We start from the raw sequence: 22515 nt of genomic DNA on the forward strand, positions 1-22515 counted from the left end.
CCACGTCGATAGGTGGCATGTGGAAGTGCGGCAACGCATGAAGCTAAGCCATACTAATCGCTCGACCGGCTTGACCCATCATCGCAGCGGCAAGCCCGGCGCAACGAACACAAAAGCACTTTCCAGAAGACAATCCCGCACGAGGGCCGGATCAGACGCGCGTTTCGACGACCTGGTGGTCATGGCGAGGGGCCTACACCCGATCCCATCCCGAACTCGACCGTGAAAACCCTCAGCGCCGATGGTACTGCGTCTCAAGACGCGGGAGAGTAGGTCGCCGCCAGGTCTTCTAAACGCGCAGAAAGAAAAACCTAATCACGATCACGGCGCACCCCCAGCGCCCACACATCACCGCGGGGTGGAGCAGCCCGGTAGCTCGTCAGGCTCATAACCTGAAGGTCGCAGGTTCAAATCCTGCCCCCGCAACCAAATACAAAAAAGCCCAGCCTCAAAAAGGCTGGGCTTTTTTGTTGTGCGGTGGGAGGCGGATGTGGGGAAGGGTGCGACCTATTCGGGTTCCCTCGTCCGTTCCTCCTGATCGGTTTCGGCGGGCAGGACGCCGACTTGATAGCGGTAGGAGAGTTCTCCGCCCATCCAGCCGGTAATGCCGAGCAGCAGGACCGTCGCCAGGGAAAGGAGCAGGCCCCAGGGCAGCACGTCGGTCGGCACCTGTTCCTCCCGTAGATAGAGGTTCACGGCGGCAAGCAGCAGGACGACGATATTGCCCACCGCATGGACCCAGCCATGCAGCACATGCTTGGGCCGAGACAGGGTCACGAAGTCCACCGCTCCGAACAATCCCGCCAGCAGGCCGGTCGCGAGGCCGCTGGCAATAAGCCAGAACGAGGCCCGGGCCCAGAAGGGATCCTCCGTTCCCCAATAGCCGAGGTCGCAGAAGAAGGCACCGACCAGGAAGGCCATGGGGAAGGGGATCAGCATGGGGTGGATGGGATGGCCGGCGATGGCGGCCCTGCTGGGAACGGGGGAGCGGTGATCCATCTGGTCCTCCTGCAGTTTTTCGCTAAACGGACAGATCACCCCCGGGTTCCCCGGCCTGGCCGCTTCATCGGGAGCCTTGCCCTGCGAAAAGGAGGGAGGAAACTCGTCGGCGCGGCGATGATCAATCCGAAGAGGGGCCCTGCTGTGGCGATGGATATTCTTCTCCCTGGGGAAGCAGGCGCCGGAATTCCTCGCGTACGATCCAATAGCAATCGCAGGTAACCTCTTCCAGGCCAGCCGGGTCGGTGATCGTGATATGCCCGCGCGTATGGCGGATCAGCCCGGCACTCTGGAGAACGTTCGCCGTCACGGTCACGCCCGCCCGCCGGACGCCGAGCATGATGGCGAGATATTCATGGGTGAGCGGGAAATCCTCGCCGGCCCGGTCCCGGCTCATCAGCAGCCAGCGGGCGCAGCGTTCCTCGAGGCTGTGGAGGCGGTTGCAGGCCGCCGTCTGGGCGACCTGGTTGTAATGCGCCTGGGCGAATCGAAGCAGCTTGGTCCGCAGACTCTCGCTCCGGTGCAGGGCTGTGGCCAGCGCCTGGGCGGGCATCTGCCAGCCGTGTCCGGGGATCTGCATCTCGCAGAGATTCGGGATCCTGTCCGTTTCCAGCAGGATGGGCGTACCGACCAGGCCTTCGTTGCCGATCGTGCCGACCTCGGTGGCGCCGCCATCCGGCAGGAGATTGATGACCGAGGCGCATCCCTGCTCGATGAACCACACATGCCTGATCGATTCCTGCGGCCGGTAGTAGGTCATCTTGTGCGGCAGGGAAACCGGTACCAGGTGCGGCCGGATCAATTCTTCCTCGGCAGGTGTCAGGCTGCTCAGGATGAAGTTGCGACTTTCCATGCGGATACCCTCCGGGGGCTCGGCTGGGACTGCGTGCCTTTTGGTTATTTTGAGAGGCGGTGGCGCATTCCCATGGAAATTTGGAGTAACGGGAAGCCTGGTCTTCTCTTCCCGTCTTGCCAAGGATTATGTCCCGCTCTTTCTCTTCTCCTCCCATTGGTATGGAAGAGACCTCTCCCACTGGAGGGAGTAGCCGAAAGGAACGTTACCGGCCATATGCCGGGTGATCCGTTTGTTCGACAGTGCGACGATCTGCTGCCGACGGCCCCTGATCATGCCTGATCATGAACGAAGAGGAGGCTTCATGGCGACGCGTTATTTTGCACTCATTCTCGGCATAGTGTTTCTTGTTGTCGGCATCGCCGGTTTCATTCCGGCTCTGGTGACCCCGCCCGCGCCCGGGGATCCGCCCCTCGCTTTGGCGGCAGGGCATGGGCGCCTGTTCGGGCTGTTCCCCGTGAACTGGGTACACAACCTGATCCATCTGGCCTTCGGGATTGCCGGGATCGCCTGCTATCGCAGCCTCGGAGCGGCAAGGAACTATTCCAGGATCACCGGTATCGTCTATGCAGCCTTGATCATCTTTGGGTTCATTCCGGTGCTGCACACGACCTTCGGCCTGGCGCCGCTGCATGGGCACGATATCTGGCTGCATGCCCTGATCGCCGCGCCCGCCCTCTATTTCGGTTTCTTCCATACCGAGCGGCGGCATGTCACCACCACCGCCAGGGGCGACCGGTATTGAGGCGAAGGATGAGAAAAGGCGAGGCCCCGGTCAGTCCCGGGGCCTGAAGGGAAAACGGGTCTCGATCACGAACGGAGCATCCGCGGCGGGCTGGCGGAACAGGGTCAGCCCGTCGATGAGCAGAGGCTGCCGCGTCGCCTCGGCGCAGAGAACGTCCAGGCTCTCGCGCAAGGCGGCGCGGTCTTCCTCTTGCAGCGGCCCGGTCAAGGTCATGTGGAAGCGGAATTCCTCCATGATATAGGGATAGCCCCAGGCCTCCAGCAATGCCTCCTGCCGGGGCGTCAGGGGACGAGAGCGGCGGCGTTGCAATTCCGCTGCGGAAGGCGGGGCGCGGAAGCCGTCGAAATGGCGCACGCTCTCCGCCGCCAGTTCCTCCAGTGCCGGACAGGGAGCGGAAGGAATCAGGGCGAGGAAACGCCCCAGTTCCGCCAGCCGCAGGGGAGGAGCCTCGAAAGCGCTGCGTTTCGCGGCGAAATCGGCCAGGGCCTGGCGCAGCTCTTCCGGCCTGCGGCTCGGCACCAGGGCGAAGGGCGGCTTCAGCGTGGCGTGGAAGCCGTAGCGCGCGGGTTCGGCGGTGACGGCGGCGATCTTGTCCGCCGTCAGGCCCGGCACGGACGGGCGTTCCTGGCTCCGCCCGTCATGGGCCGAGCGCCCCAGCCAGCGCCGCCCCAGCACATCCAGGGAAGTATCGGCGGCGGGGGCGTAATAGATGGCCCAGCGTTCCATCACACCACCCTTTCGCCGCCGCACCAGGTCGAGCGGACCACCGGGCCGTGCGTCGCTTCCTTGACCCGCACCAGATCGGCCCGCTTGCCGATGGCGATCTCGCCGCGATCCTCCAGCCCCAGCATGCGCGCGGGATTGGCGGTGACGATGGCCAAGCTCTCCCAGATCGGCCGGTCCAGGCTGCGATGCAAATGGAAGGCGGCGAACAGCAGGCTGGCCGGCACGTAATCCGAGGACAGGCCGTCCACCAGCCGGTCGCCTGCCAGTTCCGTGGCCGAGACATTGCCGGAATGGGACTGGCCGCGCACCACATTGGGGGCGCCCATCACCACGGCCATGCCGTGATCCCGCGCCGCCTGCGCCGCCTCGCGCGTGGTCGGGAACTCGCTGATGGTGATGCCGTCGGCGGCGGCTTCGGCGACATGTTCGGCGGTGGTGTCGTCATGGCTGGCGATGATGAAACCGCGTGCCTTGCATTCGTTCAGCAGATAGTGGCGGTTGGGTTCGGCATAGCGGGCCTGATGTTCGCGGGCCTCGGCCAGGCGTTCCGTCACCTGGGCATCGGTCCAGCCATGCTTGCCCTTGTAGAAACGGGCGAAATGCTCGATGTCCCGCCATTGGCGCTGGCCGGGCGTGTGGTCCATCAGCGAGACGAGGCGCACCAGCGTCTCGCCCAGATGCGGCTCGAACAGGTCGATCACCTGGGGATCGGCTAGTTCCAGGCGCATATGCAACAGGTGATCGACCCGGAACAGGGATTGCCGCCGCGCCTCGCGGATGGCCTCGACGGCGACTTTCAGCATTTCCCGGCGGCGGCTTTTCTGGGTGTATTCGCCGACGGCCAGGGCATCGAAGACGGTGGTGATGCCGGCTGCCGCCACTTCCGAATCATGGGCCAGCAGCGCCGCCATGGCCGGCCAGACCACGCCGGGCCGGGGCAGCAAATGCTTCTCGACATTGTCGGTATGGATCTCGATCAGGCCGGGGATCAGGTAGTCGCCGTCGCAATCCACCGCTGCCGGATGGCTGGACCGCCCGCTGTCGATGTCCTGGATGCGTCCGTCGCGCAGATGGACGGTGCCGTGCAGTACTTCATTCCGGGTGACGATGGCGGCGTTGGTGAGGATCTGTTCGGTACTCATGCGGCGGCGTCCATGGGCTGGATAAGGTGCAGGCGGGTGGTGACGGCATCGCGGACCTCGGCATCGTGGAAGATGCCGACGATGGCGCCGCCGCGCGCCTTGGCCTCGTTGATCAGCTCGATCACGGTGCCGCGATTGGCGGCATCCAGCGAGGCGGTGGGTTCGTCGAGCAGCAGGATCGGGTAATCGAGAACGAAGCCCCGCGCCACATTGACGCGCTGCTGTTCGCCGCCCGAGAAGGTGGCGGGCGGGATATGCCACAGCCGTTCGGGAATGCGCAGCCGCGCCAGCAGCGCGGCGGCGCGTTCGCGCGCTTCCGCTTGGTCGATGCCGGCGAGGCAGGCCGGTTCGGCCACCACGTCGAGCGCCGGGACGCGGGGAATGGCGCGCAGGAACTGGCTGACATAGCCCATGGTGCGGCGGCGGACCTCCAGCACCGTGCGGGGGGCGGCCGTGACCATGTCCACGATCTGGCCGCCATGGCGGACCAGGATGCTGCCCTGGTCGAGCTTGTAATTGGCATAAAGGCTGCGCAGCAGGGTGGACTTGCCGGCCCCCGAGGGGCCGTGCAGGGTGACGCATTCGCCGGATGCCACCTGCAGCGAGGAATCGGCGAGAACCGGAATGCGCACGCCGCCTTGCGGATGCAGAATGAAGGTCTTGCGCAGGTCCTTGGCGTTTATCATCAGGTCCATGATCATACCTGCAGGATCGAGGAAACGAGAAGCTGGCTGTATGGATGCTGCGGATCGTCCAGCACCTGGTCGGTCAGGCCGCTTTCGACCACCTCGCCGCCGCGCATGACCAGCAGCCGATGGGCCAGCAGGCGGGCCACCGCCAGGTCGTGCGTCACCAGGATCACCGACAGTCCCATCTCGCCGACCAGACGTCGCAGCAGGTCGAGCAAGCGCGCCTGGACCGAGACATCCAGCCCGCCGGTGGGTTCGTCCATGAAGACAAGGCGCGGCATGCTGACCAGGTTGCGGGCGATCTGCAGGCGCTGCTGCATGCCGCCGGAGAAGGTGCGTGGCGAATCGTCGATGCGCCCGGCATCGATCTCGACCTTGTCCAGCCAGTCGAGGGCCTGGTTGCGGATGCCGCCGTAATGGCGCGCGCCCTGGGCCATCAGCCTTTCGCCCACATTGGCCCCGGCGCTGACCGCCATGCGCAGGCCGTCGCGGGGATTCTGGTGGACGATGCCCCATTCGCTGCGGGCGAGGCGGCGGCGCATCATTTCCGGCATGGCATAGACGTCGTGGGATTGTCCCGCCCGGTCGCGGTAGAGGACCGACCCTTCGCTGGGGTCGAGGCGGCCGGACAGGCAGCCGAGCAGGGTCGTCTTACCCGAGCCGGATTCGCCGACGATGCCCAGCACCTCGCCGGGCCAGAGATCGAAGGAAATGTCGCGGCAGCCGACATGCTGGCCGTAATAGCGGCTGAGCCCCCGGACGGTGAGAAGGGGCTGGGGGGATTGGGCGTTCATTATTCCGCCGCCTCCTGTTCGGATCTGTCGGGACGGTGGCTTTCGCAGTAATCGGTGTCGGAGCAGACGAACATCCGCCCGCCGCGATCATCCATCACCACCTCGTCGAGGAAGCTCTCGGTCGAGCCGCACAGGGCGCAGGCCCTTTCCCAGCGTTCGATCTCGAAGGGATGGTCCTCGAAATCCAGGCTCTCGACCCGCGTATAGGGGGGCACGGCATAGATGCGCTTCTCGCGCCCGGCGCCGAACAACTGCAGGGCCGGATTGCGGTCCATCTTCGGATTGTCGAATTTGGGAATGGGCGAAGGGCTCATGATATAGCGGCCATTGACCATCACCGGATAATTGTAGCCGGTGGCGATGCGGCCGAAGCGGGCGATGTCCTCGTAGAGCTTGACATGCATGATCCCGTAATCGGCGAAGGCGTGCATCTTGCGGGTCTCGGTCTCGCGCGGTTCCAGCCAGCGCAGCGGTTCGGGGATCGGCACCTGGTAGACCAGGATCTGCCCTTCGCGCAGCGGCGTCTCGGGAATGCGGTGGCGGGTCTGGATCAGCGTCGCCTCTTCCGTGCGGGTCGTCGTCGCGACGCCTGCGGTGCGGCGGAAGAAGCGGCGGATCGAGACGGCGTTGGTGGTGTCGTCGGCGCCCTGGTCGATGACCTTCAGCACATCGTCGGCGCCGATGATGCTGGCGGTGACCTGGATGCCGCCGGTGCCCCAGCCATAGGGCAGGGGCATCTCGCGGCTGCCGAAGGGCACCTGATAGCCGGGGATCGCCACGGCCTTGAGCACGGCCCGGCGGATCATGCGCTTGGTCTGCTCGTCGAGATAGGCGAAATTGTAGCCTTCCAGGGTGGCGCTCATTCTTTCTCCTCGCTCCCCTTTTCCTGCTCCGCCCGTGCTTCGGCCTCGGCGCGCAAGGCGCGTACCAGCACCAGCTCGGACTGGAAGTCGACGTAATGGGGCAGCTTCAGATGCTGGACGAAGCCTTGGGCCTCGACCGAATCGGCATGGGACAGGACGAATTCCTCGTCCTGGGCGGGGACCGTCGCTTCCTCGCCCAGTTCACGGCAGCGCAGGGCGCGATCGACCAGGGCCATGGACATGGCCTTGCGCTCGGCCTCGCCGAAGGCCAGGCCGTAGCCGCGGGTGAATTGCGGCGGCTGGGTCTTCGAGCCCTTGAACTGGTTGATCATCTCGCATTCGGTGACGGTGACGGTGCCGATCTCGACCGGGAAGCCCAGTTCCTCGGGCACGATCTCGACCGTCACCTCGCCCATGCGGATTTCCCCGGCGAAGGGATGGGAATTGCCGTAGCCGCGCTGGGTGGAATAGCCCAAGGCCAGCAGATAGCCTTCGTCCCCCCGCGCCAGGGCCTGAAGGCGCAGGTCGCGCCCGGCGGGAAAGGTCAGGGGCTCGCGCGTCAGGTCGCCGACCGGGCCGTCCTCGCCGTCTTCTGCCGTCTCGATCAGCCCTTCCTGGTTCAGAAGCTCGGCGACGCGCGGCAGGTCGGCGGACAGGGGCTCGTCCGCCGGTTCCGGGGTGGGAACGTCCTGCCCGTTCGCCGCCAGGGTGAAGTCGAGCAGGCGATGGGTGTAGTCGAAGGTCGGCCCCAGCACCTGCCCGCCGGGCAGGTCCTTGAAGGTGGCCGAGATGCGCCGCTGCACCGCCATGGCGGCGGTGTCCAGCGGCTCGCTGGTGGCGAGGCGCGGCAAGGTGGTGCGATAGGCGCGCAGTAGGAAGATGGCCTCGACGAGATCGCCGCGCGCCTGCTTGATCGCCAGGGCCGCCAGCTCGCGGTCATAGACCGAGCCTTCGGTCATCACGCGGTCCACGGCCAGGGCCATCTGTTCCGAGATTTGCGTCAGGGACAGTTCCGGAACGGCGGGATTGCCGCGCCGTTTTTCGGCGAGCAGGGCATGCGCGTTGTCGATGGCCGTCTCGCCGCCCTTGATTGCGACATACATGCTCAATCCTCCAGGATGATGCTGCGCGGCAGGCAGGCGAGGGCATCGGGCGACAGCAGCATCACGTCATGGCCCAGCGGGAAGCGGTCGCGGCCTTGCGCCATGTGGCGCCACAGGGCCTCGTCCAGTCCTTCCGCGTCCAGGAAGGTTTCATGCTCAATGCCGGGACCGCGCAGCCGGTGGCCGCGACCCTTCGCCAGCGCGGCGACCTGGATCAGCAGCGTGGTCCCGCGTTCCGGATAATCGGGCGTTCCAATGGGGAAGAGGTCGAGATCGGGCAGGCGCGTGCCGTCGGCGATCAGGGCGAAAGCGGCGTCTCCGGCGGCGGCGGTCAAAGGGCTGCCGCAATGGAAGCGCAGCCATTTCGCGGCCGGGCTGGCGGCTTCGTCGAGCCAGACCGGCGTCTCCAGGTCGAGCAGGGCCAGGGCGACGGCGGCGCTGGAGGCGTGGAGCCCGGCCGGGATTTCCGGCAGCCGGGGCAGGGGGACGATCCGGCCCGGGCGGCTCATGGCGTCCAGCACGGCGCGGAAGACGCGCTGGCCGTCCTGGACGGGATCGTCGAAGCCGGTGGCGAGGGAGGGGACGCTCATCCTAGGCCTCCCGCGCCATGGTGAAGAAGTTCACGCGGGTTGCCGCCGCCTTGCGGGATGCCTGCTCGCGCCGGGTCTCTTGCTCCCGCGTCAGCGGCGCGAGCACCGTGGCGGAGATTTCGTCGTGGCGGGCGGGGTCCTGCAACAGGGCGTCGAACAGGGCCGCCAGTTCGGCATGGCGCGTGTCCCGCCCCGCCACATGGCCGAAGCCGACATGGCCGGTGGCCGTCTCGACGGCGCAACGTGTCATGGTCATCTCACCAAGATTGAAGACGGTACCCGTGCCGCCGGCGCGGGCGCGGATCATGGTCAGCCCGATTTCGGGGCGGCGCAGGAAGCGGTAGGCGGGAGGTTCGGCAAGATCGCGCCAAAGCTCTTCCAGACGCGCGGCGGGAGACTTGGCAAGGACGGACATCCAGTGCCGCCGCGACGCGATCTGGTCGTCGGAGGGGGAAGGGAGCATAGATCACCTAAAAATTTGTATAGACGTCTATATGTTCTTGGCGCTATGGTAGACACACCTGCTTTGTCTGGTAAAGCCGTGCATGATGAAATTTCGGTGACTCCAATGAATTCTCTTGAACGAGGAAGTGGTATCGCCCTGTGGCGGCAGATCCAGCGCGCGCTGGAATCCGATATCGTCGAGGGCCGTCTGGCACCCGGTCAGCAATTGCCGACCGAGAACGATCTGGCGCAGCGTTTCGACGTCAACCGTCACACGGTGCGCCGGGCGATGGGGGCGCTGGAGGAACAGGGTCTGATCCGGGTCGAACAGGGGCGCGGCTCCTTCGTGCAGGAGCATGTGATCGACTATCTGGTGTCCAAGCGCACTCGCTTCAGCGAGAATCTGTCACGTCAGAGCCGCAGCGTCGGGGGCAAGATCCTGCGGGCCGAGGTGGTCGAGGCCGATGCCGTGGTGGCGCGGGAGCTGAAGCTGGCGCGCGGGGCGCCGGTGATCCTGATCGAGCGGCTGGGCGAGGCGGACGGCCGTCCCATCAATGTCAGCGCCCACTACTTTCCCCAGGCCCGCTTCGCGGGGCTGGACGAGGTCCTGCGGGAATACGGTTCCATCACCCAGGCGCTGCGGCGCTGGGGGGTCGAGGATTACCAGCGGGCCTGGACCCGTGTCACCGCCCGGATGCCGACCGCCGAAGACGCCCATCATCTGCAACAGCCGCGTAACCGTCCGATCCTGGTGACGGAGAGCGTGAACATCGATGATAAGGGAAAGATTGTTGAATATGGGATGACTCGTTTCGCCAGTGACTGGGTTCAGCTTGTAATCGAGTCTTGATAGGTATAATAGACAACTTCATCTGTGAGGTGAGGGGTTAGACAAACCGTACTTCTTGTCTATAATTATTGTGTTTCTATAACATAACTGTAACGGCGATATCATCATTCTGTAGCATCGCGCCGCTATCGTCTCCTCACAAATTCACCCCGCCATGAGGAAGACGATGTTCTTCAAGAAAATTGCCAGTGCTGCGGCTGCCGTGGCGCTTTCGCTGACCGCCTCCTTCACGGCCCATGCCGCCGACCCGATCCGCTTCGCCGTGACCGACATCGCCGGCATGGAAGAGTTGCAGCGGGAATTCGGACCGTTCCGCGACACCCTGGCCAAGCTGGTCGGCCGTGACGTCGACTTCTTCGCCGTCAACAGCCGCACCGCCGCGGTCGAGGCGATGAACGCCAAGAGCGTCGATTTCGTGCTGACCGGTCCGGCCGAATATGTCGTGTTCCGCGCCCGCACCAATGCCGAGCCGGTGGTCGGCTGGTCCCGCCCCGGCTATTTCTCGCAGATCGTCGTGATGGCCGACAGCCCCTACATCACCGCCCAGGACCTGAAGGGCAAGCGGGTGGCTTTCGGTGACGTCGGCTCGACCTCCCAGCATCTCGGTCCGGCCCGTGTGCTGGCCGATCTGGGCCTCGTCCTCGGCAAGGATTACTCGCCGATGAATATCAGCCGCAATGTCGCCGTCGAGGGCATGATCCGTGGCGATATCGCCGCAATCGGCATGAACCGCACCCATCTCGACCGCGTCGAGCAGGCCTTCCCCAATCACCAGTTCCGCGTCATCGCCCGTGGCGGCGATCTGCCGAGCGACGTGCTGATCGCCGGCGCCCATGTGCCGCAGGACCTGCAGCAGGCCGTGCGCAAGATCTTCCTGGACCATGGCGACGAGATCCGCGCCTCCCTGCTGCAGGGCGAGGACAATCAGAAGTTCAAGGGCGGCTTCTTCCATACCCGCATCACCGATGCCGATTTCAACGACGTGCGCACTTCTTACCGCGTGATCGGCGTCAATCAGTTCTCTGAATTCGTGGGGGACTGATGCCCTGGGAAGGCGCCTCCATGACCAATAACGAGACGTCTCCGTTCGCCCCCGGTCATCCCGACCGGGCGGCGTCCGGTGCTCCGTCTTCCACCGCCCAGGCCGGCCCCGAGACCGAAGTCGGCCTCGATCTGGCGGTCGAGGGCCTGCGCAAGAGCTTCGACGGCAAGAAGGCGATCCTCGACGGTATCAGCCTGGCCGTGCCGCGCGGCCAGGCCGTGGCGATCATCGGCTCCAACGGCGCTGGCAAGTCCACCTTCCTGCGCTGCTGCATGCGCCTGATCGAGCCCGATAGCGGCAGGATCGCCCTGCTGGGCGAAAACATCGACCACATGCCGCGCCGCCGCCTGCGCCGGGTACGCTCCCAGGTCGGCTTCGTGTTCCAGCGCCACAACCTGGTCTCCCGCCTTTCGGCGCTCAGTAATGTCATCCACGGCGCCCAGGCCCATCATTCCGGCCCCTGCTACTGGCATCAGGCCCTGGCCCCCAAGGCGGTGCGCGAGCAGGCCATGCATTGCCTGGACCGGGTGGGGCTGGCCCATCTGGCGCGCCAGCGGGTCGACAGCCTGTCGGGTGGCCAGTCGCAGCGTGTCGCTATCGCCCGCGCCCTGATGCAGCGCCCGCGCTTCGTCATCGCCGATGAGCCGGTGGCGAGCCTCGATCCCTCGGCCGGTGAAGAGGTGATGGAGATGTTCGCCGAATTGATGCGCAGCGACGGCATCACCTTCGTCTTCACCTCCCACCACCTGGACCATGCCATTTCCTATGCGGACCGCCTGATCGGCCTGCGCCAGGGGCGGCTGGAATTGGACGGTTTGGCCAAGGCCCAGGACATCGCCGTCCTGCGCGAGATCTATGAGTAGACCCATGACCCCTGTCTCTGCCCCGCCGAACCGGTTCGAGCGCCCCAGCGCGTTGACCTTCCTGTTCTATGTGCTGGCCCTGGCCTTCATCGTCTGGTCCTTCAACAATGTCGGGGTGTCGATTCCGCGCCTGGTGGACGGTCTGCCCAATATCGGCCGCATCCTCGGCCAGATGTTCCCGCCCGATCCCTCGCGCCTGGGCCCCATCTCCCTGGCCTTGCTGGAAACCTTCCAGATGGCGGTGGTGGGGACGGCGCTGGGGGTGGTGATCAGCTTGCCGCTGGCGATCCTGGCCTCTCGGTCCCTGTCGCCGCATCCGATCATCCAGCATGCGACGCGCAGCCTGATCTCGCTGTTCCGCACGGTTCCCGACCTGGTCTGGGCGCTGTTCTTCGTGATCGCGGTGGGGCTGGGGCCGGTGGCCGGGACGCTGGCGATCATGCTCGACACCATCGGCTTCTGCGGCCGTTTCTTCGCCGAATCGATGGAAGAGACCGACAAGGGACCGCGCGAGGCGCTGACGGCGCTGGGCGCCAGCCGCACCGGCACGGTCTTTTCGGCGGTGGTGCCCCAGGCCATGCCCTCCTTCATCAATACCTCGCTGTTCAGCCTTGAGAAGGCGACGCGGTCCTCGGTCATCCTCGGCCTCGTCGGTGCCGGCGGCATCGGCATCGAGCTGAAGGTGGCGATGGACCTGTTCCTCTACGACCTGGCCGCCGCCATCATCATCGCCATCTTCCTGCTGGTGCTGGTGGTCGAGCATGTCAGTTCCTGGCTGCGCACCAAGATCATTTGAGGCCGGTATGGGGAATGGCATGGACCGTCCGTCGCCCGTTCCCCTGTCCGCCCCGTTTTTCTGACAAGGATGAATTTCATGCTGCATATCCGTGGCGGCGAGGTGCTGCTCGCCGACGGCTCCTTATCCCGTACCGACCTGTTGATCGAAAACGGCGCCATCCAGGCCATCGGGCCGGAAGCGGCGCGGGAAGGGGCCGAAACCTGGGATGCCAGCGGTCTGCTGGTCCTGCCCGGCATCATCGATTTGCATGGCGATGCCTTCGAGCGCCAGGTCATGCCCCGTCCCGGCGTGACCTTTCCCCTGGAGTTGGCGCTGCTGGATACGGACCGCCAGCTGGTCGCCAACGGCATCACCACCGCCTATCACGGCCTGACCTATTCCTGGGAGCCGGGGCTGCGCGGGCCGGAGGCGGCGCGGGAATTCCTGGCAGCCATGACCGCCCTGGACGGGCGCCTCGCCTGCGACACCAAGGTCCATCTGCGGTTCGAGACCTATAACCTGGACGCGGCGGACGAGGTGGTCGAATGGCTGCGCAGCGGCGTGGTGCGGTTGCTGGCCTTCAACGATCATGTGCCGCTGATCGAGGAAAAGATGGCCCGTCCCGGCGGCATCAACAAATATGCCGAGCGCGCGGGAATGTCGGCCGAGGAATTCCGCCTGCTGGTGCAGCGGGTGCGGGCGCGCGAAGCCGAGGTGCCGGTGGTGGTGGGGCGTCTGGCCGCCGAGGCCCTGGCGAAGGGCGTGGTGATGGCCTCGCATGACGACGAGACCCCGGCCATGCGCCGCTGGTACCACGATCTGGGCTGCCATATCTGCGAATTCCCGATCAACCGCGAGACGGCGGAATTCAGCCGGGATCTCGGCGATCCCATCATCATGGGCGCACCCAATATCCTGCGCGGCGGCAGCCATGCCGGTCGCCTTTCGGCCATGGAGATGGTGACCGAAGGGACCTGCGACGTGCTGACCTCGGATTACTATTATCCGTCGCTGCTGCAGGCCGCCTTCACCATCGTCCGGCAAGGCGTGCTGGATCTGGGGGCAGCTTGGGCGCTGGTATCCGCCAATCCCGCCCAGGCGGCGGGTCTTGCCGATCGTGGACGCATCCAGCCTGGCGCGCGGGCCGATCTCGTCCTGGTCCAGGCTGGACAGGGCTTCCCGCAGGCGGTGGCGACCCTGGTGGCGGGGAAGCCCGTCTTTACCTCGGGTCAGGCGCCTCTGCGTCCGCAGGCTGGGCTTCTTCCGAAAGAAGGCTCAGAAAGCGGGACACGGCCTGCCCCAGCGAGCCTGAATTATTGATGACGGCGACGTCGGGGCCATCGGGAAGATAGGCCCCGGCACGGCGCAGGCGCGCCGCGATATCTTCCGCGCTTTCCCGGCCCCGCGCCGCCAAGCGTTCGGCCAGGATTTCGGGCTCGGCGGTGATCACGATCACCGTGACCGGGGCAAGACGCCGCCGGGCCTCCTCGATCACCGAACGCGAGACATTCGCCACCACATGGAAACCGTCCTCCAGGTCCGCATGGATAGCGGCCGGAATGCCGTAGCTCAAATCATGGGCCTGCCAGGACAGGGCGAAGCCCCCGCTGCGGCGGATCTGTTCGAAGGTATCGAGGCTGGAGGCGATGTGGTTCTCGCCACCGGCTTCTTCCGGCCGGGTGATCACCCGGCGGGGAAAGAGGAAACGCCGGTCGTGGCGCAGGATCGTGCGGGCGGCTTCCAGGATCGAATCCTTACCGGCTCCGCTCGGGCCGACAACCAGAAACAGACGTCCGCGCTTCATCTTCATCCCTCTTTAATATTTCCAGTCATGGCCGAGCCTCATGACTGTCGTTTGATAGAGGGGCGGCTGTCGGGCGTCAACATCATTGCTGGCCGGTCAGCAGTTTTACGTAAACTGTAATGAAAAGACGGCGGATGAATTCTGTTCTTGTCTGCGATGATGCTCACAGGGCGAAATTGTGGAGGGGGTGCGGGCCTTCCTCGGTGACGAGGAGGGGCTGTGCGTTGGCGACCGGTTCCGCGCCGTGGGGCCAGTTCATGTGACGGCACAAGGCCCGGAAGGTTCCGGAATGGGCGACGACGAGGGCGGGGGCGGGGCCGCCGACCTCCGACAAGGCGGCGATGCTGCGTCGGGTGAAGTCGGCCGCGCTTTCCCCACCTTCGGGGGCGGCGTCCTTGTTCTTGCGGGCGGAGGCTGCACCGCCTTCATAGATCCCCCAGTTGCGTTCCGCCAGGCCCCCGATGAGGGACACGGCCAGGCCTAGGCGGGACGCGACGATTTCCGCCGTTTCGCGTGCCCGTCCCAGGGGGCTCGACCAGATGGAGGCGATGCCGTATTCCGTCAGGATGTTGGCCGCTGCCGCCGCCTGGGTGCGGCCCTCGGCATTGAGGGGGATGTCTTTCAGCCCCATGACGAGCCCGGCCCGGTTCCAGTCGGTCTCGCCATGGCGCAGGAAGAAGAAGGGCAGGGGCAGCGTCGTCATAGCTCCACGACCTTTTGCAGCGTGACCTCGGCGGGGGCGAAGGCCGTCTTCCAGTCATCGAGATATTTCGCCGGGCCGAAGGCCGGGATGACGCGGCGCGCGCCGGTCGCACGCACCAGGCGGCGGTTGTCCGACAAAGTGGGATGGACGTTCCAGCGCATCCAGCGCGCGCGGCCTTCGCGGATCAGTTGATCGGCAAGGGTGCCGGGGGGAATGTAACCGGTGAACAGGATGGCCGGGCCGTTGGGGGCCTCGGCCCAGGCCAGGGCCAGTTCGCGGGCCATGCCGTCCATGGCATTGGCGTCGGATGCCAGCGTCACGCCCTCGGCCGGTCCGGCTTCGGGGGCGTTTTCGGCGATCCGGGCGAGGCGGACGGCGACGCTGGGAGTGACCATGCCGTCCCCCTTGGCGAGGGCGGCGATCGCGGTGCGGACTTTGGCATCGAGTCGGGGCAGGGGGGCTCCGGCGTCATGCAGCATCAGCGCGATCTCGGCCCCCCGTCCGGCCGCCGGAACGGGCAGAAGGACCGGCCCGGCCGCCAGTTCCGCCAGGACCGCCGCCGCGCGGGTGCTCTGCGGCACGTCGTCGATACCGTAGGAGGCATCGAGCAGGACGGTGGTGGCGGGCGGCGGCGGGTCGAAAGGAAAGAGGGCGGACTCGCAGGAGATGTCGCCGCAATAGAGCAGGCCGTCGCCGACCGCCAGATGTAGCCAGATGCCGCCCGGGGAATGGCCGCTGCGGCCGGTCGAGACGCCGATACCCGCCACCTCGCAACGCCCCCGAAGCGGCAGGGGCACATAATCGGCTTCGGCCAAGGCGGCGGCCTGGGCGACCGGCGGCGTGGCATGAATCGTCGGCAATCCGATCCGGGGGCGCAGGGACAGCGCGCCGATATGGTCGCCATGCTGATGGGACAGCAGAAGGGCATCCACCTTCCCCACGCCGTCCACCGGCGGAAACTCGCCCGGGGTGGGGCCGACCCCCAGGTCGAGCATCAACCGCAAGCCTTCGGCCTCGACGAGGAAGCAGGCCGGACCCTTGCCGCCGATGCCGGAGAGGCAAGTCAGTCTTGCTTTCATGGTCTTTTTTCCTGGAGTTCTGAGAAAGGAGTCTTCAAGAAGAATTTGTAATATATCCGTAATGTAAAATTTTAGAGACCGGCAAATGTTGCGGTAATGTAAAATTTTCCGGCGAATATTGCGAGAGGGTGCGGTGCCCGTCTAGTGTCATCTTCATGAAATGCATAGGCATGCTCGTTCCATGCCTGATTGAGCGGAGAGGATACATGCGCAAGTTGATCGCATCTCTGGCGGGCCTCATGGCTCTGGGGCTGGCCGGCCAAGCCCAGGCCGAGAAGACGCTGGTTGTCTATACGTCGCAGCCGACGAACCAGATGGAAGAGGTGCTGAAGCTGTTCAACGAGAAGCATCCCGACATCAAGGTCGAGCTGTTCCGTTCCGGCACCACCGAGATCATGAACAAGCTGCAGGCCGAGATCGCCGCCGGCGAACCCCGTGCTGACGTCATGCTGATCGCCGATTCGGTGGCGATGCAGGAACTGAAGAACCAGGACCTGCTGATGCCCTACGAGGACGCTCCGGTCGCGGGCTACCATCCCAGCCAGTACGATCCGGACAAGACCTTCTTCGGCACCAAGCTGATCACCACCGGCATCATGTACAACACCGCTTCCGGCCTGCCCAAGCCGACCTCGTGGAAGGACCTGCTGAAGCCGGAAGCCAAGGGCCAGGTCATCCTGCCCAGTCCGCTCTATTCCGGCGCCGCGGCCATCCATGTCGGGACCATGGCCGCCGATCCCGCCTTCGGCTGGGATTATTTCGACGCCCTGGCCGAGAATGACGCCACCGCCACCCGTGGCAATGGCGGCGTGCGCGATGCCGTGGCGCGTGGCGAAAAGGCCTATGGCATCATCATCGAATACATGGCCTATGAGCAGAAGGCCCAGGGCTCGCCGGTGGATTTCGTCTTCCCCGAGGAAGGCGTGACCACCATCAACCAGCCGGTGGCGATCCTGAAGACGGCGAAGAATGTCGACGAGGCCAAGGCTTTCATCGACTTCCAGCTGTCGCGCGAAGCGCAGATCCAATCGGTGGCGCAGCAATACTTCCCCTTGCTCGAAGGCGTCGAGCCGCCGGCGGGCTATCCTGATCCGGCGGGGCTGAAGATCATGTCGGCCGATCCGGACCTGCTGCTCAAGGGGACGGAAGAAACCAAGCGCAAGTTCGCCGACCTCTTCGGGGGCTGATCCTTGACCGTAGCCGTCCTTACGGCGTCCATACGGCGTTCGGCCGCGATCCGGTCTTTCGATGGCGGGCAGCTTTTGCTCGCCATCCTGGCCGTTTATGTGGCGCTGCTTTGCGTATTGCCCTTGGGGCGCTTGTTGATGGAAGCGCTTGTCCCCGGGGGGCAGGCTTTCGACTGGGCGCTGATCGAACGGGTCCTGTCCTCCCGGGCCGTCCGCACCGCCACCCTCCAGACCATCGAGGCCAGCCTTGGCGCCACGATGGTCTCCCTGCTTCTGGGCACTGCCCTGGCGCTCGTCATCGGCGTTGCCGATGTGCGCTTCAAGTCGCTGGTGGTGTTCCTCGCCCTGCTGCCCATGCTGATTCCGGCCCAGATATCGGCCTTGGCCTGGCTGGAACTGATGGGGCCGAGCAGCCCGATCCTCTCGCCCTTGGGGCTGGCGCCGGGCGCCGGGACGCGCAATCCCCTGTATTCGCGGGAAGGCATCATCCTGCTGATGGGGATCGAGCATTCGACCATCGTCTTCCTGGCTGTGCTGGCGGGACTGCGCAGCGTGCCCGCCGACTTGGTCGAGGCGGCGCGTGCGGCGGGCGCGCGTCCCCTGCGGATCGTCTTCACCGTGATCCTGCCGCTGCTGCGCCCGGCCTTGATCGCCGGCGGCGCGCTGGCCTTCGTCTCGGCCATCGGCAATTTCGGCATTCCGGCGCTGCTGGGCATTCCCGGCCGCTATACCATGCTGACCACGCTGATCTATCAGCGCCTCAACGGCTTCGGCCCCAGCATTCTGGGCGAGGTGGCGGTGCTGGCCCTGGTTCTGGCCGTCCTGGCGGCCATGGGTTTGCTGGTCCAGGCATGGGCCATGCGCGGGCGCAAGGTCGTGATCATGGGCGGCGGCATCGGCAGCGGTTCCTTCTTCCGCCTGCGGCGCTGGCGCCTGCCTATTGAAGCCGGGCTGTGGGCCGTGCTGCTGCTGATCTCGATCCTGCCGCTGGTGGCGCTGGGCGCGACCTCCATCGTGCAGGCTTTGGGGGTTCCCCTGACGCTGGACAGTTGGACATGGCGGCATTACGAGGCGGTGCTGTCCTCGGCGACCATCAAGCGCGCCTTCGGCAACAGCTTCCTGCTTGCCCTGGGGGCCGCGCTGGTCTCGATGGCCGTGGCCGTGCCCATCGCCTATTACCTGCATTGCCGCCGTTCCGCCCTGGCGCGTTTTCTCAATTCCGTCGCCGATGCACCCTATGCCCTGCCGGGCATCGTGCTGTCGATCGCGTTCATCCTGGTGCTGCTCAGGCCCTTGCCGGTCTTCGGCATCGGCCTGTACGGCACGATCTGGATTATCCTGGCCGCCTATCTGGCGCGCTTCCTGGCCCTGGCCCTGCGCCCCAGCCTAGCGGGGATGCAGCAGATCGACACGGCTCTGGAAGAGGCGGCGCGCATGGCCGGGGCGCGCAGCCTGCGCCGTCTGGCGACGATCGTCCTGCCCCTGGCCGCACCGGCGGCGGCGGCCGGGGCGATCCTAATCTTCATGAGCGCCTTCAGCGAGTTGACGGTTTCGGTGCTGCTGTGGAGCAGCGGCCATGAAACCATCGGCGTTATGGTCTTCAACATGTATGACGAGGGCAATGCGACGGGGGCATCGGCGGTGGCCGTGCTGACCGTGCTGGCGACCCTGCTCAGTGCCGCCGTGCTGAGCCTGCTGGCGCGTCGCCTGCCGAAAGGAATCCTGCCGTGGCAAGCGTGAGTATCGAGAACGTCTCCAAGGATTTCGGCGCGATCCGTGCCGTGGACGGCGTTTCCATGGAGATCGCCTCGGGCCAGTTCGTGGCGCTGCTGGGGCCGTCGGGCTGCGGCAAGACGACGCTGCTGCGCCTGCTGGCGGGGTTCGAGCAGCCGGACATGGGCAGTATTCGCATCGATGACGACGTGGTCTCGGGCGAGGGAATCCATCTCCCGCCCGAGGACCGGCGGATCGGCATGGTGTTCCAGTCCTACGCCCTGTGGCCGCATATGAGCGTGGCCGAGAATGTGGCCTATGCGCTGAAGGTGCAGCGCATAGGGCGGGCGGAGCGCGAGAAGATCGTCGCCTCGGCCCTGGAGACGGTGGGGCTGAAGGGGATGGAGGAGCGGCGGCCATCGGATCTGTCGGGCGGGCAGCGTCAGCGCGTAGCCCTGGCCCGCTGCCTCGCCATGTCGCCCCGCCTGGTGCTGCTGGACGAGCCCCTGTCGAATCTGGACGTCCATCTGCGCGAGGCCATGCAGGCGGAATTCAAGTCCTTCCACCGCCAGACCGGGGCGACCATGGTTTATGTCACCCATGATCAGGCCGAGGCCCTGGCCCTGGCGGACCGTGTGGCGGTGGTGATGCGGGGACGGCTGCGCCAGTTCGATGCGCCTGAAGCCCTTTACCGCCGTCCCGTCGATGCCGAGGTGGCGCGCTTCATCGGGGCGGGCATGGTGGTGCGGGGCCGTATCGTCGGCATGGTGGACGACCGGCACTGCCAGGCCGAATTGTTGGGCGTGAAGGTCACGCTGAGCTGTACCGGCCGGCCGAGCGGTATGGCCGACATTTGCTTGCGCCCGGAAGACCTGCGCCTTGCCACGGGCAACGAGACCAGCCTGCCCGCACGGGTGATCGGCACGACCTATCGCGGCGCCTGGCACAGCCTGGAGGTCGCGCCGCAGATGTTCCCGGACGACGTGCTGCATCTCCAGCATGCCGGACGCCCGCCCTCCGTCGGCGATCTCGTACGGGTCGCCATCGGCTCCGGCTGGGTGCTGCCCCAGGGTTAGGGCCGCACCCCGTCGCCGGGCGTCGTCAGCTCGCCTGCCGCGGCATCTTGACGCCGGTCAGGGCGCTGCGGGTCAGCAGCAGGAATGCCAGCGTCGCCAGCATGTAATAGAGGCCGGTGGCGGCTAGGCCGGAACTGGTGCCGATGGTGGCGAACATGGCTCCGATCACCAGCGGCCCCAGCATCTGACCCAGCTTGTCGGCGGCGCGCTGCACCCCCATGGCCTTGCCCGAGCCCATTTCCTTGACCACCGGCAGTTCCAGCGCAAAGGCCGATTGGGCGGAACCGGACAGGGCGCTGGCGAGGCCGAGCATGAAGACCGACAGGGTGATGGCCAGCAGGCTGTGATCGAAGAATAGATAGATCATGCCGGTCGAGCCGATCAGCCCGCCCAGGACGATGAACATCCGCTTGCCGGTGGAAAGGTCCACATAGCGGGCGAGCAGCGGGCCCAGATAGATCACCGACAGGCCGTAGATCATCATGATCCGGCCGATGCTGGCCTGATTGACGCCCTGGTCCGCCAGGAACAGGGGCAGGGTGTAGTAGAGCAGGCCGACCTGGGCGACCGAGAAGGGCACCACGCTGCCCAGCATCAGCCACAGGAAATTGCGGTCCCGCAGCAGCCGCGCCATGCTCTTGAAGTCGAAGCGGCGCTGGCGCATTTCCGCTTCGCTCAATCCGCCCTCGGCGGGCTTGCCGAGATAGGGGCGCATGAAGGTCAGGGCGAAGAGGGCGGGCAGGGCGGTCAGGACGGCGCTGGTCCAGAACACGAAGCCATAGCCGATCTGCTGCGCCAGCATGGCGCCGACCGCGCCGCCGCAGATATGCCCGGCGAAGATCCCGGCGACCAGATGCGACAGGCCGCGCGCCCGTGTCTGGGGCGTCGCCCAGGCGAAGATGAAGCCCTGGATGCCCATCCAGGCCAGGCCATAGCCGGTGCCGACCAGCGCCCGGGCCAGGATGAAGGACAGGCCGTCATGGGCCAAGGCCGACATGGCCGCCCCCAGGATGCTGATGCCCACGCCCAGCAGGAAGGGCAGATGCCAGCCGCGCTTGTCCGACATGGCACCGGCGACCAGCGCCATGACCAGGGCGCACAGCATTTCCGCCGAAAGCGGCAGGGCCAGGATCACATGCTCGGGCAGGCCGAGAGAGGGCATGTGAAGCTCGCGCATGCGCAGCGGGATGAAGGAGAGCGGCAAGGCCCAGGCGAAAAGCAGCAGGAAGGCGCCGGGCCGTGCCAGGACATGGCGGCGGTCATTGGCGGCGGTGGGCGCGGCGGACGCGACCTGACGCTGCAACAGGACCGTCAGCAGCAGGAACAGCTCGCCGACGAACAGCGCCGAGACCAGCGCCACGGTCCCCGAATCCAGCAGGCGCTGGCGCACCCCCGCCGCAATGGCCTCTTCCGACAGATGCGCGCGCAGCAGGCCGAGCACATTGCCCTCGGCATCCTCCAGCGGCGCGGCGAAGTCGTATTCCTGGGACATGGGATAGGGGGCGGCATCCTTTTCCAGCCGCTCGTCCCGATGCACACGGTAAAGGGCCTGGCCGTCGGGCCGGGCGATTTCCATGAAGCCGATCTCGGCCGTCTGCTGCATGACCCTGAGGAACGGCGCCTCGATGCCGACCAGACGCTCGATCTTCACGCCTTTCTCGAACAGGCGTTCCAGGTCTCTTTCCAGGCGATGCACGGACAGCCGCGCCGTCTCGTGCGTGGCGCCGAGATACTGGCTGCGGAAGGTCTGGATGCTTTCGTAGGAATAGACGCCCTGGGCCAGGATCAGCACCAGGATCGGCATGGCATAGAGCCGCAGGCGCGAGACCGGGCGGTCGCGCCGGGTGGGATTGAGGATCAGCAACCCGGCCAGCAATCCGGCCGAACCGGCGGCGGCGACCAGCAGCAGAAGCAGGATATTGTCCTGGACATGCTGCTCCACGGCCCGCGTCACCGTGGCATTGGGGATGATCAGGGCCAGCGTGCCGGCCCATTCCCCGTTGCGGTGCAGGATGGGGAAGACCTGGTAATGGTCGTCGCCGAGGGTGACGGTCTGCCCCGGCGGTTTGTCGCGGCTTTCCTGGACGGCCCGCTTCAGGTCCATGTCCCTGGGGGTGTCACCGACGAAGTTCAGTACCTCGCCCCGCGCATCGGTCACCGCGACCATCGAGGCGGCCGTGAGGTCCGTCTTGATCTCCTGCAGCGTCTGGTCCAGCCCGTAGAATTGCTCGATGGGCTTGCCGAAGCGGATGGCGCCCTGGATCCGCAGGGCCCAGTCGTTGCCCACCACGCGGGCCGAGGCCGACAGGGTATCCTGATGGACGTTGCGCAAGGCGCCCAGGGTCAGGCCGCCATTGAGCGCGAGGACCAGCAGCAGCACGGCCACGCAGCCGAAGAACATTCGGGCGAGACCGTGATAGCGACCGCTGCGGGGACTGGAGGCTTCGGCAGGGGAAAGAACGGCAGTCAGGA

The 22515-nt window shown here is 66.0% G+C and carries 23 protein-coding genes, 1 tRNA gene and 2 rRNA genes; 12 read left to right on the forward strand and 14 right to left on the reverse strand.

The window, feature by feature from the left end:
- The 3 genes from EPD66_RS09145 to EPD66_RS09155 all read left to right on the forward strand — a co-directional run.
- Positions 1-78: ribosomal RNA gene (locus EPD66_RS09145) — 23S ribosomal RNA — on the forward strand; the annotation flags it as partial.
- A gap of 93 nt (positions 79-171) precedes the next feature.
- A 5S ribosomal RNA gene (gene rrf / locus EPD66_RS09150) occupies positions 172-286 on the forward strand.
- 66 nt (positions 287-352) lie between these two features.
- Positions 353-429: transfer RNA gene (locus tag EPD66_RS09155), tRNA-Met, on the forward strand.
- 78 nt (positions 430-507) lie between these two features.
- On the opposite strand, the gene EPD66_RS09160 is transcribed toward EPD66_RS09155, so the two are convergent.
- A complete protein-coding gene (locus tag EPD66_RS09160) occupies positions 508-999 on the reverse strand; it encodes a DUF2231 domain-containing protein (protein WP_142848201.1) in 492 nt (163 codons plus the stop codon).
- A gap of 121 nt (positions 1000-1120) precedes the next feature.
- Positions 1121-1852 carry a Crp/Fnr family transcriptional regulator gene (locus EPD66_RS09165; protein WP_142848202.1) on the reverse strand — a complete coding sequence of 244 codons (732 nt, stop codon included), beginning with the start codon at positions 1850-1852 and terminating at the stop codon, positions 1121-1123.
- Positions 1853-2156: 304 nt separating this feature from the next.
- Here EPD66_RS09165 and EPD66_RS09170 point away from each other — a divergent pair, with 304 nt between their 5' ends.
- Entirely contained in the window at positions 2157-2597 is a 441-nt protein-coding gene (locus EPD66_RS09170; protein ID WP_142848203.1) for a DUF4383 domain-containing protein, read from the forward strand.
- A 30-nt stretch (positions 2598-2627) separates the two neighbouring features.
- Here the strand turns inward: EPD66_RS09170 and EPD66_RS09175 are convergent, their stop codons facing one another.
- The 8 genes from EPD66_RS09175 to phnG are packed head-to-tail and all read right to left on the reverse strand — an operon-like array spanning position 2628 to position 8967.
- On the reverse strand, positions 2628-3323 hold the full coding sequence (locus EPD66_RS09175; RefSeq protein WP_142848204.1) for a DUF1045 domain-containing protein: 696 nt from the start codon (positions 3321-3323) through the stop codon (positions 2628-2630).
- The gene (locus tag EPD66_RS09180) at positions 3323-4465 is read right to left on the reverse strand and encodes an alpha-D-ribose 1-methylphosphonate 5-triphosphate diphosphatase (RefSeq protein ID WP_142848205.1); all 1143 of its coding nucleotides are present in this window, start codon (positions 4463-4465) and stop codon (positions 3323-3325) included. The genes EPD66_RS09175 and EPD66_RS09180 overlap by 1 nt, the downstream gene beginning before the upstream one ends.
- Complete coding sequence (phnL, locus tag EPD66_RS09185) at positions 4462-5160, reverse strand: phosphonate C-P lyase system protein PhnL (RefSeq protein WP_221930938.1); 699 nt, start codon at positions 5158-5160, stop codon at positions 4462-4464. Before phnL ends, EPD66_RS09180 begins: the two co-directional genes overlap by 4 nt.
- Positions 5161-5162: 2 nt before the next feature.
- The gene (gene phnK, locus EPD66_RS09190) at positions 5163-5948 is read right to left on the reverse strand and encodes a phosphonate C-P lyase system protein PhnK (protein WP_142848206.1); all 786 of its coding nucleotides are present in this window, start codon (positions 5946-5948) and stop codon (positions 5163-5165) included.
- Positions 5948-6811, reverse strand: coding sequence for an alpha-D-ribose 1-methylphosphonate 5-phosphate C-P-lyase PhnJ (locus tag EPD66_RS09195; RefSeq protein WP_142848207.1), 864 nt, complete (start codon positions 6809-6811; stop codon positions 5948-5950). The genes phnK and EPD66_RS09195 overlap by 1 nt, the downstream gene beginning before the upstream one ends.
- A complete protein-coding gene (locus EPD66_RS09200; protein ID WP_142848208.1) occupies positions 6808-7914 on the reverse strand; it encodes a carbon-phosphorus lyase complex subunit PhnI in 1107 nt (368 codons plus the stop codon). Before EPD66_RS09200 ends, EPD66_RS09195 begins: the two co-directional genes overlap by 4 nt.
- A gap of 2 nt (positions 7915-7916) precedes the next feature.
- Positions 7917-8504 (reverse strand): phosphonate C-P lyase system protein PhnH, encoded by a 588-nt coding sequence (gene phnH, locus EPD66_RS09205; RefSeq protein WP_142848209.1) that lies wholly within the window; start codon positions 8502-8504, stop codon positions 7917-7919.
- Between the two features lies 1 nt (position 8505).
- Positions 8506-8967: a phosphonate C-P lyase system protein PhnG gene (gene phnG, locus EPD66_RS09210; protein WP_142848210.1), complete on the reverse strand. Its 462-nt coding sequence runs from the start codon at positions 8965-8967 to the stop codon at positions 8506-8508.
- A 105-nt stretch (positions 8968-9072) separates the two neighbouring features.
- Between phnG and phnF the strand changes: the two genes are divergently transcribed.
- The 5 genes from phnF (at position 9073) to EPD66_RS09235 (ending at position 13801) form a co-directional block, all read left to right on the forward strand.
- Positions 9073-9798 carry a phosphonate metabolism transcriptional regulator PhnF gene (gene phnF / locus EPD66_RS09215; protein ID WP_142848211.1) on the forward strand — a complete coding sequence of 242 codons (726 nt, stop codon included), beginning with the start codon at positions 9073-9075 and terminating at the stop codon, positions 9796-9798.
- 166 nt (positions 9799-9964) lie between these two features.
- Positions 9965-10840, forward strand: coding sequence for a phosphate/phosphite/phosphonate ABC transporter substrate-binding protein (locus EPD66_RS09220; protein ID WP_142848212.1), 876 nt, complete (start codon positions 9965-9967; stop codon positions 10838-10840).
- A gap of 20 nt (positions 10841-10860) precedes the next feature.
- Positions 10861-11703, forward strand: a complete 843-nt coding sequence (locus EPD66_RS09225; protein ID WP_142848213.1) for a phosphonate ABC transporter ATP-binding protein — start codon at positions 10861-10863, stop codon at positions 11701-11703.
- Positions 11704-11707: 4 nt separating this feature from the next.
- Positions 11708-12499: a phosphonate ABC transporter, permease protein PhnE gene (gene phnE, locus EPD66_RS09230; protein ID WP_221930939.1), complete on the forward strand. Its 792-nt coding sequence runs from the start codon at positions 11708-11710 to the stop codon at positions 12497-12499.
- Between the two features lie 78 nt (positions 12500-12577).
- On the forward strand, positions 12578-13801 hold the full coding sequence (locus tag EPD66_RS09235; RefSeq protein ID WP_142848215.1) for an alpha-D-ribose 1-methylphosphonate 5-triphosphate diphosphatase: 1224 nt from the start codon (positions 12578-12580) through the stop codon (positions 13799-13801).
- On the opposite strand, the gene phnN is transcribed toward EPD66_RS09235, so the two are convergent.
- From phnN to EPD66_RS09250, 3 genes are all read right to left on the reverse strand, one after another.
- A complete protein-coding gene (gene phnN, locus EPD66_RS09240; RefSeq protein WP_142848216.1) occupies positions 13701-14285 on the reverse strand; it encodes a phosphonate metabolism protein/1,5-bisphosphokinase (PRPP-forming) PhnN in 585 nt (194 codons plus the stop codon). The two genes, EPD66_RS09235 and phnN, sit on opposite strands and share 101 nt — an antisense overlap.
- Positions 14286-14448: 163 nt before the next feature.
- On the reverse strand, positions 14449-14988 hold the full coding sequence (locus EPD66_RS09245) for a histidine phosphatase family protein (protein ID WP_142848217.1): 540 nt from the start codon (positions 14986-14988) through the stop codon (positions 14449-14451).
- On the reverse strand, positions 14985-16067 hold the full coding sequence (locus EPD66_RS09250; protein ID WP_142848218.1) for an MBL fold metallo-hydrolase: 1083 nt from the start codon (positions 16065-16067) through the stop codon (positions 14985-14987). The genes EPD66_RS09245 and EPD66_RS09250 overlap by 4 nt, the downstream gene beginning before the upstream one ends.
- Before the next feature lie 206 nt (positions 16068-16273).
- Here EPD66_RS09250 and EPD66_RS09255 point away from each other — a divergent pair, with 206 nt between their 5' ends.
- The 3 genes from EPD66_RS09255 to EPD66_RS09265 are packed head-to-tail and all read left to right on the forward strand — an operon-like array spanning position 16274 to position 20043.
- Positions 16274-17254 carry an ABC transporter substrate-binding protein gene (locus EPD66_RS09255; RefSeq protein WP_142848219.1) on the forward strand — a complete coding sequence of 327 codons (981 nt, stop codon included), beginning with the start codon at positions 16274-16276 and terminating at the stop codon, positions 17252-17254.
- A 3-nt stretch (positions 17255-17257) separates the two neighbouring features.
- Positions 17258-18994 carry an iron ABC transporter permease gene (locus tag EPD66_RS09260; RefSeq protein WP_221930940.1) on the forward strand — a complete coding sequence of 579 codons (1737 nt, stop codon included), beginning with the start codon at positions 17258-17260 and terminating at the stop codon, positions 18992-18994.
- Complete coding sequence (locus tag EPD66_RS09265; protein ID WP_142848220.1) at positions 18982-20043, forward strand: ABC transporter ATP-binding protein; 1062 nt, start codon at positions 18982-18984, stop codon at positions 20041-20043. Before EPD66_RS09260 ends, EPD66_RS09265 begins: the two co-directional genes overlap by 13 nt.
- A 25-nt stretch (positions 20044-20068) precedes the next feature.
- On the opposite strand, the gene EPD66_RS09270 is transcribed toward EPD66_RS09265, so the two are convergent.
- The gene (locus EPD66_RS09270; protein ID WP_142848221.1) at positions 20069-22444 is read right to left on the reverse strand and encodes an MFS transporter; all 2376 of its coding nucleotides are present in this window, start codon (positions 22442-22444) and stop codon (positions 20069-20071) included.
- Positions 22445-22515 lie beyond the last annotated feature (71 nt).

The organism is Telmatospirillum sp. J64-1, from assembly GCF_006980715.1.
Lineage (GTDB): Bacteria > Pseudomonadota > Alphaproteobacteria > Rhodospirillales > Magnetospirillaceae > Oleiliquidispirillum > Oleiliquidispirillum nitrogeniifigens.

What these genes read in the sequence shown, in the direction of transcription:
- EPD66_RS09160 (WP_142848201.1), bottom strand. Translation starts at nt 999, where the DNA reads ATGGATCACCGCTCCCCCGTTCCCAGCAGGGCCGCCATCGCCGGCCAT.
- EPD66_RS09165 (WP_142848202.1), bottom strand. Translation starts at nt 1,852, where the DNA reads ATGGAAAGTCGCAACTTCATCCTGAGCAGCCTGACACCTGCCGAGGAA.
- EPD66_RS09170 (WP_142848203.1), top strand. Translation starts at nt 2,157, where the DNA reads ATGGCGACGCGTTATTTTGCACTCATTCTCGGCATAGTGTTTCTTGTT.
- EPD66_RS09175 (WP_142848204.1), bottom strand. Translation starts at nt 3,323, where the DNA reads ATGGAACGCTGGGCCATCTATTACGCCCCCGCCGCCGATACTTCCCTG.
- EPD66_RS09180 (WP_142848205.1), bottom strand. Translation starts at nt 4,465, where the DNA reads ATGAGTACCGAACAGATCCTCACCAACGCCGCCATCGTCACCCGGAAT.
- phnL (WP_221930938.1), bottom strand. Translation starts at nt 5,160, where the DNA reads ATGGACCTGATGATAAACGCCAAGGACCTGCGCAAGACCTTCATTCTG.
- phnK (WP_142848206.1), bottom strand. Translation starts at nt 5,948, where the DNA reads ATGAACGCCCAATCCCCCCAGCCCCTTCTCACCGTCCGGGGGCTCAGC.
- EPD66_RS09195 (WP_142848207.1), bottom strand. Translation starts at nt 6,811, where the DNA reads ATGAGCGCCACCCTGGAAGGCTACAATTTCGCCTATCTCGACGAGCAG.
- EPD66_RS09200 (WP_142848208.1), bottom strand. Translation starts at nt 7,914, where the DNA reads ATGTATGTCGCAATCAAGGGCGGCGAGACGGCCATCGACAACGCGCAT.
- phnH (WP_142848209.1), bottom strand. Translation starts at nt 8,504, where the DNA reads ATGAGCGTCCCCTCCCTCGCCACCGGCTTCGACGATCCCGTCCAGGAC.
- phnG (WP_142848210.1), bottom strand. Translation starts at nt 8,967, where the DNA reads ATGCTCCCTTCCCCCTCCGACGACCAGATCGCGTCGCGGCGGCACTGG.
- phnF (WP_142848211.1), top strand. Translation starts at nt 9,073, where the DNA reads ATGAATTCTCTTGAACGAGGAAGTGGTATCGCCCTGTGGCGGCAGATC.
- EPD66_RS09220 (WP_142848212.1), top strand. Translation starts at nt 9,965, where the DNA reads ATGTTCTTCAAGAAAATTGCCAGTGCTGCGGCTGCCGTGGCGCTTTCG.
- EPD66_RS09225 (WP_142848213.1), top strand. Translation starts at nt 10,861, where the DNA reads ATGACCAATAACGAGACGTCTCCGTTCGCCCCCGGTCATCCCGACCGG.
- phnE (WP_221930939.1), top strand. Translation starts at nt 11,708, where the DNA reads ATGACCCCTGTCTCTGCCCCGCCGAACCGGTTCGAGCGCCCCAGCGCG.
- EPD66_RS09235 (WP_142848215.1), top strand. Translation starts at nt 12,578, where the DNA reads ATGCTGCATATCCGTGGCGGCGAGGTGCTGCTCGCCGACGGCTCCTTA.
- phnN (WP_142848216.1), bottom strand. Translation starts at nt 14,285, where the DNA reads ATGAAGCGCGGACGTCTGTTTCTGGTTGTCGGCCCGAGCGGAGCCGGT.
- EPD66_RS09245 (WP_142848217.1), bottom strand. Translation starts at nt 14,988, where the DNA reads ATGACGACGCTGCCCCTGCCCTTCTTCTTCCTGCGCCATGGCGAGACC.
- EPD66_RS09250 (WP_142848218.1), bottom strand. Translation starts at nt 16,067, where the DNA reads ATGAAAGCAAGACTGACTTGCCTCTCCGGCATCGGCGGCAAGGGTCCG.
- EPD66_RS09255 (WP_142848219.1), top strand. Translation starts at nt 16,274, where the DNA reads ATGCGCAAGTTGATCGCATCTCTGGCGGGCCTCATGGCTCTGGGGCTG.
- EPD66_RS09270 (WP_142848221.1), bottom strand. Translation starts at nt 22,444, where the DNA reads ATGTTCTTCGGCTGCGTGGCCGTGCTGCTGCTGGTCCTCGCGCTCAAT.